At 62.0% G+C, this 15,247-nt stretch carries 15 protein-coding genes; 11 read left to right on the forward strand and 4 right to left on the reverse strand.

Features of this window, described 5'->3' with window-relative positions; translation table 11 throughout:
- The first annotated feature begins 340 nt into the window (after positions 1-340).
- Positions 341-787, forward strand: a complete 447-nt coding sequence (locus tag ACZ89F_RS14215; RefSeq protein WP_476092496.1) for a hypothetical protein — start codon at positions 341-343, stop codon at positions 785-787.
- Between the two features lie 37 nt (positions 788-824).
- Here ACZ89F_RS14215 and ACZ89F_RS14220 read toward each other — a convergent pair whose 3' ends face one another.
- Both ACZ89F_RS14220 and ACZ89F_RS14225 read right to left on the reverse strand, forming a co-directional pair.
- Positions 825-1,505, reverse strand: coding sequence for a DsbA family oxidoreductase (locus tag ACZ89F_RS14220; RefSeq protein WP_476092498.1), 681 nt, complete (start codon positions 1,503-1,505; stop codon positions 825-827).
- A 17-nt stretch (positions 1,506-1,522) separates the two neighbouring features.
- Complete coding sequence (locus tag ACZ89F_RS14225; protein WP_476092500.1) at positions 1,523-3,343, reverse strand: extracellular solute-binding protein; 1,821 nt, start codon at positions 3,341-3,343, stop codon at positions 1,523-1,525.
- Positions 3,344-3,575: 232 nt separating this feature from the next.
- On the opposite strand from ACZ89F_RS14225, the gene ACZ89F_RS14230 reads away from it, so the two are divergent.
- Positions 3,576-4,205 carry an invasion associated locus B family protein gene (locus ACZ89F_RS14230; RefSeq protein ID WP_109671259.1) on the forward strand — a complete coding sequence of 210 codons (630 nt, stop codon included), beginning with the start codon at positions 3,576-3,578 and terminating at the stop codon, positions 4,203-4,205.
- 72 nt (positions 4,206-4,277) lie between these two features.
- Here ACZ89F_RS14230 and hspQ read toward each other — a convergent pair whose 3' ends face one another.
- Entirely contained in the window at positions 4,278-4,601 is a 324-nt protein-coding gene (hspQ, locus tag ACZ89F_RS14235; protein WP_056587784.1) for a heat shock protein HspQ, read from the reverse strand.
- A 125-nt stretch (positions 4,602-4,726) separates the two neighbouring features.
- On the opposite strand from hspQ, the gene ACZ89F_RS14240 reads away from it, so the two are divergent.
- Positions 4,727-5,689: an AEC family transporter gene (locus ACZ89F_RS14240; protein ID WP_476092502.1), complete on the forward strand. Its 963-nt coding sequence runs from the start codon at positions 4,727-4,729 to the stop codon at positions 5,687-5,689.
- Here the strand turns inward: ACZ89F_RS14240 and ACZ89F_RS14245 are convergent.
- Positions 5,666-6,877, reverse strand: coding sequence for a UbiH/UbiF family hydroxylase (locus ACZ89F_RS14245; protein ID WP_476092504.1), 1,212 nt, complete (start codon positions 6,875-6,877; stop codon positions 5,666-5,668). The two genes, ACZ89F_RS14240 and ACZ89F_RS14245, sit on opposite strands and share 24 nt — an antisense overlap.
- Before the next feature lie 70 nt (positions 6,878-6,947).
- Between ACZ89F_RS14245 and ACZ89F_RS14250 the strand changes: the two genes are divergently transcribed.
- The 8 genes from ACZ89F_RS14250 to ACZ89F_RS14285 all read left to right on the forward strand — a co-directional run bounded on the left by ACZ89F_RS14250 (position 6,948) and on the right by ACZ89F_RS14285 (position 15,214).
- Positions 6,948-7,886 (forward strand): DUF2182 domain-containing protein, encoded by a 939-nt coding sequence (locus tag ACZ89F_RS14250; RefSeq protein WP_476092505.1) that lies wholly within the window; start codon positions 6,948-6,950, stop codon positions 7,884-7,886.
- Positions 7,887-7,900: 14 nt separating this feature from the next.
- Positions 7,901-8,515 carry a DUF1326 domain-containing protein gene (locus tag ACZ89F_RS14255; protein WP_136620951.1) on the forward strand — a complete coding sequence of 205 codons (615 nt, stop codon included), beginning with the start codon at positions 7,901-7,903 and terminating at the stop codon, positions 8,513-8,515.
- Positions 8,512-9,330 carry a phosphatidylcholine synthase gene (gene pcsA, locus ACZ89F_RS14260; protein ID WP_476092506.1) on the forward strand — a complete coding sequence of 273 codons (819 nt, stop codon included), beginning with the start codon at positions 8,512-8,514 and terminating at the stop codon, positions 9,328-9,330. Before ACZ89F_RS14255 ends, pcsA begins: the two co-directional genes overlap by 4 nt.
- A 29-nt stretch (positions 9,331-9,359) precedes the next feature.
- Positions 9,360-10,337 (forward strand): quinone oxidoreductase family protein, encoded by a 978-nt coding sequence (locus tag ACZ89F_RS14265; RefSeq protein ID WP_476092508.1) that lies wholly within the window; start codon positions 9,360-9,362, stop codon positions 10,335-10,337.
- 133 nt (positions 10,338-10,470) lie between these two features.
- Positions 10,471-12,048 (forward strand): ABC transporter ATP-binding protein, encoded by a 1,578-nt coding sequence (locus ACZ89F_RS14270; protein ID WP_476092509.1) that lies wholly within the window; start codon positions 10,471-10,473, stop codon positions 12,046-12,048.
- On the forward strand, positions 12,045-13,175 hold the full coding sequence (locus tag ACZ89F_RS14275; protein ID WP_476092511.1) for an ABC transporter permease: 1,131 nt from the start codon (positions 12,045-12,047) through the stop codon (positions 13,173-13,175). Before ACZ89F_RS14270 ends, ACZ89F_RS14275 begins: the two co-directional genes overlap by 4 nt.
- Positions 13,175-14,095: an ABC transporter permease gene (locus ACZ89F_RS14280; RefSeq protein WP_476092513.1), complete on the forward strand. Its 921-nt coding sequence runs from the start codon at positions 13,175-13,177 to the stop codon at positions 14,093-14,095. Before ACZ89F_RS14275 ends, ACZ89F_RS14280 begins: the two co-directional genes overlap by 1 nt.
- Before the next feature lie 51 nt (positions 14,096-14,146).
- Positions 14,147-15,214, forward strand: coding sequence for a BMP family ABC transporter substrate-binding protein (locus ACZ89F_RS14285; protein WP_056587804.1), 1,068 nt, complete (start codon positions 14,147-14,149; stop codon positions 15,212-15,214).
- Positions 15,215-15,247 lie beyond the last annotated feature (33 nt).

The raw sequence follows: 15,247 nt of genomic DNA on the forward strand, positions 1-15,247 counted from the left end.
ATTGATTTCAATCGCTTGATCTGCGGAGGCAGGCCGTCGAAGAAGCTTCCGTTAGGGAAGGTTAGCGCACGGTTTTGTGAACTCGAAATCGTACTGACCGAGCGATTTTTTCAGTGCGGGCTGATCCGAATATCGGAAAATTTGCCGTTCGTGACCCTGCCGGCTTGCCGCTATCGTCCTTGCCGGAGGCAGGAAGTGACCGGAAATGGCCTCAGCGGCGCGTTCCGTCTTGTCGGGTCAGCTCAGAAACTGCGTTTGACAATTTATCCGTTCGGGATTGAACCTTGCCGGGCATTGTCGACACTTATGAATGTCCGGTTCTTCAACAAGGAAGCTCCCAATGCTTGCACGCGCGGCGGCAATCCTGTTTCTCTTCGACTGGTTGCCCCTTTTTGCAGGGGTATCTTTGGCGCATGCCGCCGAGCAGAGCATCCCGGCCAGCGCCGAAGGCCAGATCGAGTTCAACACGCCGTCCGGCAACATCGGCTGCATCTACACGGCAAAAGGTGGCACCGGCACCTATCAGCCGCAGGATGGCGGCCCGGAGTTGAGCTGCTCGCGCGTCGAGCCGAGCTATGTCACCATCATCCTGGGGCCCAAGGGGCCGGCGACGCTGATCAAAAACCCGGGTGAGCAAGGCTGCTGCAGCGATGTCGACAAGCTTGGCTACGGCAACAGCTGGAGCGCAGGGCCGTTCTCGTGCCAGTCGTCAACCAAGGGACTGACCTGCACAGCCACAAACGGCCATGGATTTTTCATCAGCAAGGCCAAGGTGACGGTGAAGTAAGACTTGCTCATGTCGAGAAGGAGAGGGTGGCCGGCCCTCAGCCGACCTTTTCCAATTCGCCCCGCGCCTTGGCAGCCGCCACCTGACGAATGGCATCCGCCAGCGTATCGGCATCCTGCGCGCCCATGACCGCGTATTTGCCCTCGAGCAGGAAGCACGGCACCCCTGTTATGCCCATGCGCGACGCGGTGGCGATCTCGGTGCGGACCGCCTCGACATCGGCATCAGTCGGCAAAAGCGTGGCGACCACGGCTGCGTCCATGCCGGCCTCGCGCGCGGCTTCGATCAGCACGGCATGGTCGCCGATGTTGGCGCCTTCCTCGAAATTCAGCTGGAATAGCCGGCGCACAAGCCTGTTCTGCACGGCTTCGCCGGCAGCACCCGCCCAGCGGATCAGGCGGTGCGCATCAAGCGTGTTCGGCGCCACCTTGATGGCGTCGAAGGCGAAGGAAATGCCTTCAACGTCGCCGAGCGGCTCGATGCGGGCATGTATCTCGCGGATACGCTCGTCGCTGCCGAACTTGGCCAGCATGTATTCGTGGCGATCCTTGCCCTCAGGCGGAATGGTCGGATCGAGCTGGAATGGCCGCCAACGGATATGAACGTCAACGTCGCCGACAGCGGCGATCGCTCTGTCGAGCCGCTTCTGACCGATGAAGCACCATGGGCAGACCACATCGGACACCACATCGACGGTGATGGCGCTCGGCTCACTCATCTCGATCTCCTGACTTTTCAGTTCGGCTTGCGCCACCAGGTCGGCAGTTGATACCCAAATATGGGCGTCTTTTGCGGATGTTCCAGATAGTTCCAGTAGGCAATCCATTGCTGCGTGTTGTGCTGCATCGGCACCATGTAGTTGCCCGAGATCAGCAGCCGGTCGAGAACGCGGACGGCGGCGACATAATCCTCTTTCGAGCGGGCGCGCAGCATTGCTTCGATTGCCGCGTCCACCGCCGGATCGGCGACGCCGGCAAGATTGAACGAGCCTTCCGTCCTGGCCGCGGCCGAGCTCCAACGCCCGGTCTGCTCGATGCCGGGCGACAGCGAATTGTTGAAGCCGCTCGATCCGACCAGGACCTCGAAATCGAAGCGCTGCTTGCGCGACTGGATCTGATCGCCGTCGAGACTGCGAATGGTGACGTCGATGCCGATCTTCTCCAGCGTGCGCTGGTAGATGCCGGCAAGGCGCTCCTCGTCCTGCGAGGCGGTCAGGATCTCGAAGCCGAAAGGTTTGCCCTCGGCATCGAGCATCGTCCCGTTCTGCACGTGATAGCCGGCGCTTTTCAAGAGATCGAAGGCTGCCTTCAGCACGCGGCGGTCCTGGCCTGATCCGTCGGTCACTGGGGGTCGGTAGGTGCCGTCCATGACATCGGCCGGCACGCGGCCGGGGTAGGGCGCCAGAAGCGCTTTCTCCCTGTCGTCGGCCGGATGGCCAAGCGCGGAAAGCTCCGAATTCTGCCAGTAACTCATCGTGCGTGCGTATTTGCCGCCGAACAGGTTCTTGTTGGCCCATTCGAAGTCGTAGAGCATGCCGAGCGCGCGCCGCACGATCGGATTGGCGAACTTCTGCAGCCTCGTGTTGAACAGGAAGCCGGTCACGACGGGCGGAATGCCGGTGTCGAAGGTTTGCGCGACCACGTCGCCCTTGTGGAAGGCCGGAAAATCGAGATCGCGCTCGCGCTTGACCGGATCGCTGTCGTCATCGATGGCGCAAAGGCCTTTCTTGAACGCTTCGAGCTTGGCATTGGCGTTGAGGAAATACTCGATGGTGATCTGGTCGTAATTGTCGAAACCGCGCTTGGCGGGGACATCCTTGCCCCAGTAATCCGGGTTGCGCTTGAACACGATGCGCTGGCCGGGCTGTACCTGCACGATCGTATAGGGACCACTGCCGATCACCGGCTTCAGCGTCGTCTTGTCGAAGGTCTCCTTGTCGAAGGCGTGCTTCGGGATGATCGGCGTCAGCGCGATGATCAGCGGGAATTCGCGATCGGCCTTGTCGTTGAAGGTGAAGCGCACACTGTGGTCGCCTGTCTTTTCAAGCTTGGCGACCCTGGCCATGCGGTCGCTGTAGGGCGGTCGCCCTTTCTCAGTGTAGACGTCGTAGCTGAACAGCACGTCCTCCGGCGTCACCGGCTGGCCGTCCGACCACTTGGCTTTCGGATTGAGGTGGAATTCGATGCTCTTGCGCTCGGGATCCATGTCGGCTGTGTCGGCCAGCAGCCCGTAGAGCGTGAAGGCTTCATCGGCATTGCGCTGCATCAGCGGTTCGAAAACCAGATTGCCGAAGATCGTGTCCATCATGCCGCGCGCCGTCGTGCGCAGGCTCTTGAGGATGAAAGGGTTGAGATTGTCGAAGCTGCCGACGACGCAATAGGTGATCGAGCCACCCTTCGGCGCATCGGGATTGACGTAGTTGAAATGCGTATATTCGGGCGGCAGCGCCGGTTCGCCCTGCATGGCGATCGCGTGCTTCGGCTCCGATGCGGCCGGCTGATGCGAAAGTGCGAGAAACGATATCGCGGTGATCAGCCAAACAAGAACGCGGCCCATGACCGTCTCCTTAACAGGTCGGCTTGATGATTCGGTGTGCACCCTAGCATGAGGCGGCTGCGCGCCGGGCAACCGCGCGCTCAACAATTGCTGACGTCGGGCTGGATTCGGCCTCGCTTGCAGTGTAACACGCCCTCCGAAGTCATTCTGTTGCCTCATTTCGGCAACAGGTAGCTGGACCACACGGCACGAAGAAGCCGGTCCCGGGATCATTTGAGAGGAAGTGCACGACATGACGAGCCTGAACAGCAACGCGTACCGCCTGTCGGTCATGGCCGCTGGCGTGATCGGCTTTCTGGGCGCAGGACTTCCCGCTGCTTCCGCACAGCAGCAACAGCAGATTCCGCAAGGCTGGTTCAAGGCCTGCACCAAGCAGGAAGACGTCGACATCTGCAACGTCCAGAACATCACCACCGCCGGCAATGGCCAGCTCGTCACCGGCGTCAGCCTGATCGAGCTGAAGGGCAAGGTTAACCGCAAGGTGTTCCAGGTGACGGTCCCGACCGGTCGTCTGGTGCCTCCCGGCATCGGCCTGCAGATCGACACCGGCAAGGCGCAGAAGCTCGACTATGTGATCTGCTTCCCGGATCGTTGCGTGGCGGAAGTGCCGCTGACCGATCAGCTCGTCGCCTCGTTCAAGAAGGGCCAGGCGATCACGCTGACCTCCGTCAATTTCCAGAATCAGCCCAATCCGATCAAGATTGCCCTGCAGGGCTTCAGCGGCGCCTATGACGGCCCGGCGCTGCAGCAGTCGGATATCGAGGACCGGCAGAAGAAGCTTCAGGACTTCGTCGCCAAGAACAACCAGGATTTCGCCAAGAAGCTCAAGGAAGAGCAGGACAAGGCGAAGACCGCCAACTGATCGGCCGACATCGTCGAGCCATTGAAAAAGCGGGGTCATGCCCCGCTTTTTTTGTGCTTGTCTCTCAATAGGTTAGTGCCTGGACTGTCGTTTCGGCTGGTAGCCCCCATCGGGCTTCTTGTCGAACATCTCCTTGATCTGCGGATGCCGGACCGGCTCGCCCGACTGATCCTCGAGCAGATTCTGCTCGGAGACATAGGCGATGTATTCGGTCTCCGAATTCTCGGCGAGCAGATGGTAGAAAGGTTGATCCTTGCGCGGCCTAACGTCGGCGGGGATGGCTTCGTACCATTCGTCGGTGTTGGCGAATTGCGGATCGACGTCGAAAATGATGCCCCGGAATGGAAACAGCCGGTGGCGAACCACCTGTCCGATTGCGAATTTGGCTGTTTTCATCGTACTCACCACTGAATTCCTTGAGCTTATTTGGCGCAGACGGCGCGTCAATTCAATCCCGTGGCGCTTGACGCGCTGTCAAGCAACGGGCTAGCCCGGCTCCGAGGTTTCGGGCCAGCATCAAAATGTCTGACGTCGTCGGTCTTGTTCTTCCATTCTTCGGCTTGATTTTCGTCGGATTTCTGGTGGCGCGCATCACCAGGCAACCGCTGGAGGCGCTCGGCTGGATGAACACGTTCATCGTCTATGTCGCGCTGCCGGCACTTTTCTTCCAACTGCTTGCAAAGACGCCATTCGAAGAGCTGACGGAATGGCGCTTCATCTTCGGCTCGGTCATCTCGACCTACATGATATTTTCGTTGATGTTCATGTGGTCGGTCCTGTCCTCGCGCGGCGAGATAGCGCAGTCGACCATCAAAGCGCTCGCGGCCGCCTATGGAAATATCGGCTATATGGGGCCGGGGCTGGCATTGCTGGCCTTCGGCGAGGACGCCGCAGTGCCGGTCGCCTTGATCTTCTGTTTCGAGAACATCATGCATTTCGCCATCGCGCCGATGATGATGGCACTGTCGGGCGACGAGAAGACCGCTCCGCTCCGGCTTGCGCTGGGCGTCGTGCGCAAGATCGTGCTGCACCCCTTCATCATCGCCACCGCCCTGGGTGTCGGCGCCGCCTATATCGGCTTTCGCCCGCCCGTGCCGGTGGAGCGCTTCCTGGAATATCTGTCCCGGGCGGCAGCCCCTTGCGCGCTGTTCGCCATGGGCGTCACGCTGGCGCTCAGGCCGCTCAATCGCGTTCCACACGAGTTGGTTCCGATTGCAGCGCTGAAACTGATCCTGCATCCATTGCTCTGCTATCTAGTGCTGAGCTGGATTGGCAATTTCTCCGAGACCTGGGTGTTCTCGGCGGTGCTTCTGGCGGCATTGCCGACTGCGACCAACGTCTTCGTCATCGCCCAGCAGTATGGTGTCTGGGTACAGCGCGCCTCGGCCAGTGTGCTGATCACGACCTGCCTGTCGGTCGTGACTGTCACAGGGCTGCTCTACCTGATCCGCCACAATATCCTAGCGCCGGACCTGTTTCCCTAACCCACCCGCGAGCGCCGCAAAGCCGCTGCCGGGACGAAGCCCCTCGCGCATGAAAAAGGCGCGAAGCGGTGCGAAGCTGCCGAGCACGCCGAGTCCGGCGACACGAGCCATCTGGGCCGGCAGCATGTCGGAAAGTAGCGATATGTTGAGCAGGTTAACCGCGCTGCTTCGCGCCAGAATGTCGGGGCGGCGCTTGAAATCGTAGGCCGCCAGCGCCTTGACCGCGCCTGGATCGTTCCGATTTTCACTAGCGATTCCAATCAGATCGTCGACATCCCTGATGCCGAGATTGAGACCCTGCGCGCCGATCGGCGGAAACACGTGGGCGGCCTCGCCGACCAGCGCCACCCGATCTCGGGCGAAACGCAGCGGCGTTACCGCTGAAAGCGGGTAGATCTGCCGGCCCGGCTCGACCGTCACCCGGCCCAGCATCGACTGCATCTGCTGTTCGATCCGCATCGAAAGCGTCACATCGTCCAATGCGGCGAGTTCGATCGCGGTCTCGGGCTTCACCACCCAGACCAGGCTCGAGCGATTGCCAGGCAGGGGAACCTGCGTGAACGGACCGGTCTCTGTGTGAAATTCCGTCGAGGTGAAGGCATGGTCGACGCTGTGGCTGAAATTGAGGACAAAAGCTGCCTGCGGATAGGTACGAGCCGAGGTCGAAATGCCGGCTGCCTGGCGCGCCGGCGACAAGCGTCCGTCCGCGGCGACCGCCAGCGATGCGTCCACCGAGCTGCCGTCAGTCAGGACGGCACGGACGTGCTCGGCATCGAGATGCCACTCCGCCACCATCGACATCAGCCATTCGATGCCGGCATGCGCGGCAACCTTGCTGGCAAGTGCCGGATTGAGCACGCTGTTGGGCAAGTTCAGCCCGAACTGGTCCTCATCGATCTCGCTGGCGCGGAAGGTGACGACGGGGCTGCGGATCAGACGGCTCGTCGCGTCAACGATGCGCATGACTTTCAGGGGCGCGGCCTTGGGCTTGAGGTCTTCGAGCACGCCCAGCCGCTCAAGCACTTTCAAGGCGGGGTTCATCAGGGCCGTGGTGCGGCCGTCGGGGGCAGTGGCCTCCGGTCCGACGAGCGTCACCAGGAAACCGGCGTCGGCAAAACCGAGCGCCGCGATCAGCCCTGCCGGCCCCGTGCCAGCAACCAGTATCCGCGCGGTTTGCTCATGCTCCAAGATCGGCTTCCGGCTTGCAATGCGAGGCGGTCCACCCGACCTGCCAGTAGATGAGCATATAGGTCAGTTCATGCCGCTTGATCAACGCGGCGATTCGGCCCATTCGAATGTCATGACCGGCCAGCAAGACGATTTCAGCCATCTCGACCGCGCCGGCCGCACCATGGCGAACATCGCGCGAAATCCTCGCGTCACGGTAAACGTCGTTGTCGGCGCCTGTATCCTGCTTGCCTGGCTGTCTCTCGCCGCGATAGCAATCCGCGGCGCCGAAGGCGGGATTGCAGGCGTCGGCGCTCCCGGCGACACGATCCTGCGCAACCTGCCGCGACCGCCGCTGCCCGATTTCCTGGAACGATTCTTCGCGCTCTGCCTCTCGCCGGCGCCGCTGAACGCAAGCCTCGGCCTGCAGGCCGGTGCGCTGGTTTTGATGTGGTTCCTGATGGCGATCGCGACGATGCTGCCTTCGGCCGCGCCGATGATCCGCACCTATTGCGAAATCGCCGATACGGCACGCATCAAGGGCGAGCCGGTCGTCCACCCGCTGGTGCTGGTTGCCGGCTACCTCAGTGTCTGGCTCGCCGCCTCCGGGATATTCGCGGCGCTGACCTTGGCCGCCCATGCATTCGCCTCTTCAGGCGAGATGCTCGACCCGGTCGTCGGCGCTGCCGGTGCGCTCGCTCTGCTGATCGCCGGCCTCTATCAGTTCAGTGGCCTGAAGGAAGCCTGCCTGAAGAAATGCAAGAACCCTTTCTCGATCCTGTTTTCGAACTGGAGCGCAAGGCCTCTCAGCATCTTCCGGCTTGGCGTCGCGCAAGGCATATGGTGCCTCGGCTGCTGCTGGGCACTGATGCTGGTGATGTTCGCCGTCGGCGTCATGAACGTCTTCTGGATGGCGTTGATCGGGCTGTTCACCCTGATCGAAAAACAAACAGCCAGCAGGGTTCCAACCCGGCTGGCCGGTGCGATACTGCTTGTCTGGGCAGCCGCGCTGCTAGTAGTCTCGCTGTGAGTGGGGGAAAATCGATGGCAGATCATGGCTGGGCAATGAAGGGAGAGCTCGTACTCTCCTGCAATTGCACGGTTTTTTGCCCTTGCGTGCTGTCCCTCGGTAATCATCCGCCGACCGAAGGCTATTGCCAGACCTGGGCCGGGTTTCGCATCGATGCCGGCCATTTCGGCGACGTCGACCTGTCCAATCTGAATCTCGGGCTGGTCATGGAAATCCCCGGTTACATGAGCCGCGGCAACTGGACCGCCGGCCTGTTCATCGACAAGCGAGCCTCGGTCTACGCGGTCAAGGCGCTGACGAAGATCTTCACCGGCAAGGCAGGCGGAACCACATCGCTGCTCTCCATCCTCGTCGGCAAATTCCTCGGCGTCGAGCAGGTGCCGATCACCTATGAGACGCGTGACAAGACGCGCATCTTCCAGATACCGAAGATCATCGACGGGGCGGTGACACCCATCCCCGGCAAGGATCGCGACAAGGATACGGTGATCAGCAATTCGGAATACTGGATTGCGCCCGAGATCATCGTCGCCAGGTCCGACAAGAGCAAGATGCGGGCTTTCGGCCGCAACTGGAATTTCGCCGGCCGTTCGGCCGAAATCTGCAAGCTGGATTGGCGGGGCCCGTGAGCAAGAACACAACGGCCCGAAAAGCCGCCAAAAAGATCACGGACCGGATTCCGCGACCGAAGAAGAAAGTCACATGGCCGCAGGCGAGGGCGTTCTCCGTCCACCTGCTGACCGCGTCGGGCTCGTTCCTGGCCTTCCTGTCGCTGGTGGCGGCGAGCGAAGAGCGCTGGACGGCTATGTTCTGGTGGCTCGGGCTGGCATTGTTCGTCGACGGCATCGACGGGCCGATCGCCAGAAAGCTCGAGGTCAAGGAGATCCTGCCGACATGGTCGGGCGAACTGCTCGACAACATCATCGACTACGTGACCTACGTGCTGATCCCCGCCTTCGCGCTCTATCAGCGCGGCTTCATGGGGGAAGGCCTGTCGTTCCTGTCGGCGGCGATCATCGTCGTCTCCAGCGCCATCTACTATGCCGATACCGGCATGAAGACGAAGGAGAATTTCTTCAAGGGATTCCCGGTGGTCTGGAACATGGTGGTGTTTACGCTGTTCGTCATCGAGCCCGGACAATGGGTTTCGTTCGCGGTGGTGGTGGTGGCCGGCATTCTGACCTTCGTGCCGATCAACTTCATCCATCCGGTGCGGGTGGTGCGGCTGCGGCGCATCAACCTTGCGATGACCCTGTTGTGGTGCGCTTTCGGCGCCCTTGCCCTGGCGCAGGCGGCACTTGCCGCCTTCTACGATCAGATCGGCGTGCTGGGCGAACAGGTCAGCACCTTCACCAAGATCGGCATCACCATCACCGGGCTCTACCTTGCCTGCATTGGTGGCGTCATGCAGTTCTTTCCCAACCTCGGTGCCAAAAAGGCCTGATCAGCCACTCTCCTCAAGGAAGCCTGACTATGTCCAAAGCGATCCGCATCCACGCCAATGGCGGCCCGGAAGTCCTGACCTATGAGGACGCGGAACCCGGCCAGCCGGGATCGGGACATATCCTGATCCGCCACACGGCGATCGGCCTCAATTTCATCGACGTCTATCATCGCTCTGGCCTTTATCCGCCGCCCGGCGGTTTCCCGCTTGTTCCCGGCAGCGAAGCCGCCGGCGTGGTGCTGGAAGTCGGCCAGGGCGTCGACTGGCTAAAGCCGGGCGATCGCGTCGCCTATGCCGTGACGACGGGGGCTTACGCGCAAGAGCGCGTCATCGATGCCAGCCGCGTCGTCAAGGTTCCGGATGGCATCAGCGACGAACAGGCCGCCGCGATGATGCTGAAGGGCATGACATCAGAATATCTGCTGCGCCGGACATTCAAGGTCAAGGCCGGCGACACGATCCTGTTCCATGCCGCGGCCGGCGGTGTCGGATTGATCCTCGGCCAATGGGCTAAACATCTCGGCGCGACCGTGATCGGCACCGCCAGCTCGTCCGACAAGATCGAGCTCGCCAAGGCGCACGGTTTCGACCATGTCATCAACTACAAGGAACAGGATTTCGTCGCCGGCGTCGCCGCCATGACCGGCGGCAGGAAGTGCGATGTCGTCTATGATTCGGTCGGCAACGACACGTTTCCGGCCTCGCTCGACTGCCTGAGGCCGCTTGGCATGTTCGTCAGCTTCGGCCAGTCCTCGGGGCCGATTCCGCCGTTCAGCATGTCATTGCTGGCACAGAAGGGCTCGTTGTTCGCAACCCGGCCGACGCTGTTCGTCTACAATGCAAAACGCGAGGACCTCGAAGCCTCCGCCGCTGCCCTGTTCGAAGTCGTGCTGAGTGGCGCGGTCAAGATCAAGATCAACCAGCGTTATGCGCTCAAGGACGCGGGCAAGGCGCATTCCGATCTCGAGGGCCGTAGGACCACAGGGACCACCATTCTCATCCCTTAGTCCGTTCTGCCTTGCTATCCCTTGAATTTCCGCTGAAATTCTTGAAGCTCTTTCAAGACGCGTGCCGCTTTCCGATGAGAGCCGGCCGCGCCTACCATGCTTGCGGGAACACAGAACATATCTGGCTAACCAGATGGGAGGCACTGTGAGTGCAAATCAGGACGGCACGAACCTGCTCGAGGTCCGTGGCCTCACCAAGATATTCGGCACGCTGACGGCGTGCGATCATATCGATCTCGACATCGCCAGGGGTGAAATCCACGCCTTGCTCGGCGAAAACGGCGCCGGCAAGTCGACGCTGGTCAAGATGCTGTTCGGCTCACTGGAGCCCAATTCCGGAGAGATCTTCTGGAACGGCCAGGCGGTCCGGATTTCCAGCCCGGGCGTCGCGAAAAAACTCGGCATCGGCATGGTGTTCCAGCATTTTTCGCTGTTCGAAGCGCTGACCGCGGCCGAAAACATCGCGCTGTCGCTGGACGATGGCTCGCCGATCAGCAGCATCGCGGCGAAGGCGAGGGCGCTTTCCTTCAGCTATGGCTTGCCGCTCGATCCTGAATCGCTGGTCGGCGACCTGTCGGTGGGCGAGCGCCAGCGCATCGAGATCATCCGCTGCCTGCTGCAGACGCCACAGCTCATCATCCTGGACGAACCGACCTCGGTGCTGACGCCGCAGGAAGCCGACAAGCTGTTCGAGACGCTGGAGCGTCTGCGCTCGGAAGGCAAATCCATCCTCTACATCTCGCACCGGCTCGAAGAGGTCAAACGCATCTGCGACCGCGCCACCGTGTTGCGGCATGGCAAGGTGGTCGGCCACTGCAATCCGCGCGAGGAAACCGCGTCTTCGCTGGCCCGCATGATGGTCGGCAATGAGGTGCAGGCTGTGGTGCGCGCACCTGTCGAGGGCATCGCGACCGCGCTGCCTCTGCTCGAAATCCGCAACCTCAGCCGCAAGCCGGCAACGCCGTTCTCGATCCCGCTCAAGGGCATCAACCTGAATGTCCGGGCCGGCGAGGTGATCGGCATCGCGGGCGTCGCTGGCAACGGCCAGGGCGAGTTCTTTGAATCCGTCTCCGGCGAGGTGCTGCAGCAGGATGCCGCCTCAGTGCGCATCCGCGGCAAGGACGCAGGTGGTATCACCATCACCGGACGGCGCCTGCTGGGTGCTGCCTTCGTGCCGGAAGAGCGCCTCGGCCACGGTGCCGCGCCACGCATGAAGCTTTCCGAGAACCTGCTGCTGTCGCGCCATGCCACCGACGGCAAGGCCTTTGTCGGCGCAGGCGGAATGGTCAAGAGCGCCGCCATCTACGCCGCCGCCCAACGCATCATCGAGGCGATGGACGTGCGCAAGAGCGCGCCGGATCCGGAGGCTGCGGCACTTTCGGGCGGCAATCTGCAGAAATTCATCGTCGGCCGCGAACTCGACCGCCGGCCAAGTGTCATGGTGGTGAACCAGCCGACCTGGGGCGTCGACGCGGGCGCTGCCGCCCACATCCGCCAGGCGCTGATCGAGTTGTCACGCAGCGGATCGGCGGTGCTGGTGATCAGCCAGGATCTCGACGAGCTGTTCGAGATATCGGATGCGATCGCGGTCATGCACAATGGCGAGCTGTCGAAGCCGATGCCGATCGCCGAGGCGACCTTCGAGAAGGTCGGTTTGCTGATGGGCGGCGCCGAACCCGGTCACGCCGAACACACGCTGGAGACGGCATGATGCGCCTCGAACTCGTCAAACGCCCGCAGCGCTCCGCGCTGTTTTCGGCCCTGTCGCCGTTCATCGCCTTCGCGCTGACGATCGTCGCCGGCGCCATCATGTTCGCGCTGCTCGGCGTCAACCCGTTGACCGCGTTCAATATCTATTTCATCGAGCCGATCAGCCAGGTCTGGCAGTTGCATGAGCTGGCGATCAAGGCAGCGCCGCTGATCCTGATCGCCGTTGGCCTGTCGGTCTGCTACAAGGCCAACATCTGGAACATCGGCGCCGAAGGCCAGTTCATCCTCGGCGGCATTGTCGGTTCGATCATTCCGGTGCTGTTCCCACAGTTCGAAGGCCCGCTGGTGCTGCCGCTGATGCTGTTGCTCGGCATGGTCGGCGGCGCGGCCTATGCGGCGATCCCGGCTCTGCTCAAGACGCGCTTCGGCACCAACGAGATCCTGACCAGCCTGATGCTGGTCTATGTCGCGCAACTCTTCCTCGACTGGCTGGTGCGCGGACCCTGGCGCGATCCGCAAGGCCATGGCTTCCCGCAGACCATCCAGTTCAACGATTCGGCCGTGTTGCCGGAACTGATGCCGGATGCCGGGCGGGCAAACTGGGGTTTTGTCTTCGCGCTGGTCGCCGCGGTTCTGGTCTGGATCCTGATGAGCCGCATGCTGAAAGGTTTTGAGGTGCGTGTGCTGGGCTCGAGCCCGCGGGCAGGGCGCTTCGCCGGCTTCGGCCTCAATCGGATGGTGTTCTTCGCCTTCCTGCTGTCGGGTGCGCTGGCCGGCCTTGCCGGCATCTCGGAAGTCTCCGGCGCCATCGGCCAGCTGCAGCCTGTCATTTCGCCCGGCTACGGCTTCACCGCCATCATCGTGGCGTTCCTCGGCCGCCTTAATCCGCTTGGCATCGTTGCCGCCGGTCTGGTGCTGGCGCTGACCTATCTCGGCGGCGAAGCGGTGCAGAGCGCGCTCAGCATCTCCGACAAGGTGGCGCGGGTGTTCCAGGGCATGCTGCTGTTCTTCGTGCTCGGCTGCGACACGCTCATTCACTACCGCATCCGCCTGGTCGGCCTGGCGCTGACCAAGCCGGAGCCTGCCGCCAAACTCGAAGCCGCGCCAAAGCTGAAGGAAGCCCGTTGATGGACATCACCGTAAACATCCTTCTGACCATCGCCACGGCGGCAACGCCGCTGCTGATCGCGGCAATCGGCGAACTGGTGGTCGAGCGCTCCGGCGTGCTCAATCTCGGCGTCGAAGGCATGATGATCATGGGCGCCGTCGGCGGCTTCGGCGCGACCTATCTCACCGGATCACCCTGGATCGGCCTCCTGGCGGCCATCGCCATGGGCGCGGTGTTCTCGCTGCTGTTTGCCGTCATGACGCTATCGCTGGCCACCAACCAGGTGGCGACCGGACTGTCGCTGACGCTGCTCGGCCTCGGCCTCTCCGGCATGATGGGCACCAGCTTCGTCGGCCAGCCCGGCGAACGGCTGCCCAACCTCGACATTCCCGGCCTGACCTCGATCCCTGTCATCGGCAGATTGCTGTTCGGCCAGGATCCGATCTTCTACATCTCGATTGCGCTCACCGCCGCTGTCATGTGGTTCCTGTTCAGGACCAGGACCGGACTGACGCTGCGCTCGATCGGCGACAGCCACACGTCGGCCCATGCGCTGGGCATCCAGGTGATCCGCTACCGCTATCTCGCGGTGATCTTCGGCGGCGCCTGCGCCGGCCTCGCGGGCGGCCATCTGTCGCTGGTCTACACACCGCAATGGGTGGAGAACATGAGTGCCGGCCGCGGCTGGATCGCGCTGGCGCTGGTGGTGTTCGCCTCTTGGCGGCCATGGCGGGTGCTGGCCGGCGCTTACATCTTCGGCGCGGTGTGGATCGGCCAGCTTCATGCACAGGCTTTTGGCATTCCGGTGCCTTCGCAGTTCCTTTCTTCGCTGCCCTATCTGGCAACCGTCGTGGTTCTCGTTCTAATCTCGCGCAACAAGCGTCTGACGATGATGAACACGCCGGCTTCCTTGGGGCAGCCATTCGTTCCGGATCGTTGACAACAAAAACAAAACGGGAAGCTCCAAGGCTTAACTCAGAGAGGTAACACAATGAAAAAACTGCTTATTGCCCTGATGACCACGACCGCCGCCCTATCGCTGGCGGCGACCGCCGAGGCCGCGGACAAGCTGAAGGCCTGCTGGGTCTACACCGGCCCGATCGGCGACTTCGGCTATTCCTACCAGCACGATCAGGGCCGTCTCGAAGTCGAGAAGGCGCTCGGCGACAAGGTCGAAACCGCCTATCTCGAAAACGTTTCGGAAGGTCCCGACGCCGACCGCGCTTTCGAGCGCCTGGCGCGCGAAGGCTGCAAGATCATCTTCGGCACGTCCTTCGGCTTCATGGACCCGGAGGTGAAGGTCGCCAAGAAATTCCCAAAGGTGATGTTCGAGCATGCAACCGGCTACAAGACCGGTGACAATCTCGGCATCTACAATGCGCGTTTCTATGAAGGCCGCTATGTGCTCGGTCAGATCGCCGCCAAGGAATCGAAGGCCGGCGTTGCCGGCTACATCGTTTCCTTCCCGATCCCCGAAGTGGTGATGGGCATCAACTCCTTCATGCTCGGCGCCCAGTCGATCAACCCGAATTTCAAGGCCAAGATCGTCTGGGTGAACTCGTGGTTCGATCCGGGCAAGGAAGCCGACGCCGCCAAGGCGCTGTTCGACCAGGGCGCCGACATCATCGTCCAGCACACCGATTCGACCGCTGCCCTGCAGGTGGCGGAAGAGCGCAAGCTGCATGGCTTCGGCCAGTCGTCCGACATGATCAAGTTTGCGCCGAACGCGCAGCTGACTTCGCTCACCGACGAATGGGGTCCCTATTACATCAGCCGGGTCCAGGCAGCCCTCGACGGCACGTGGAAGCCGGACAATGTCTGGCTTGGCATCAAGGACGGCGCGGTCAAGCTCGCCCCCTTCACCAACATGCCCGACGACGTGAAGGCGCTGGCCGAGGCCACCGAAAAGAAGATCGCTGGCGGCTGGAACCCCTTCACCGGACCGATCGCCAAGCAGGACGGCACGCCCTGGCTGAAGGATGGGGAAGTCGCCGACGACGGCACGCTGCTCGGCATGAATTTTTATGTGAAGGGCGTCGACGACAAGCTGCCGCAGTAAGCAACGCGAGATATCAAAATGAGAAGGGCGCCG

It is taken from the genome of Mesorhizobium sp. USDA 3734 (assembly GCF_056279665.1).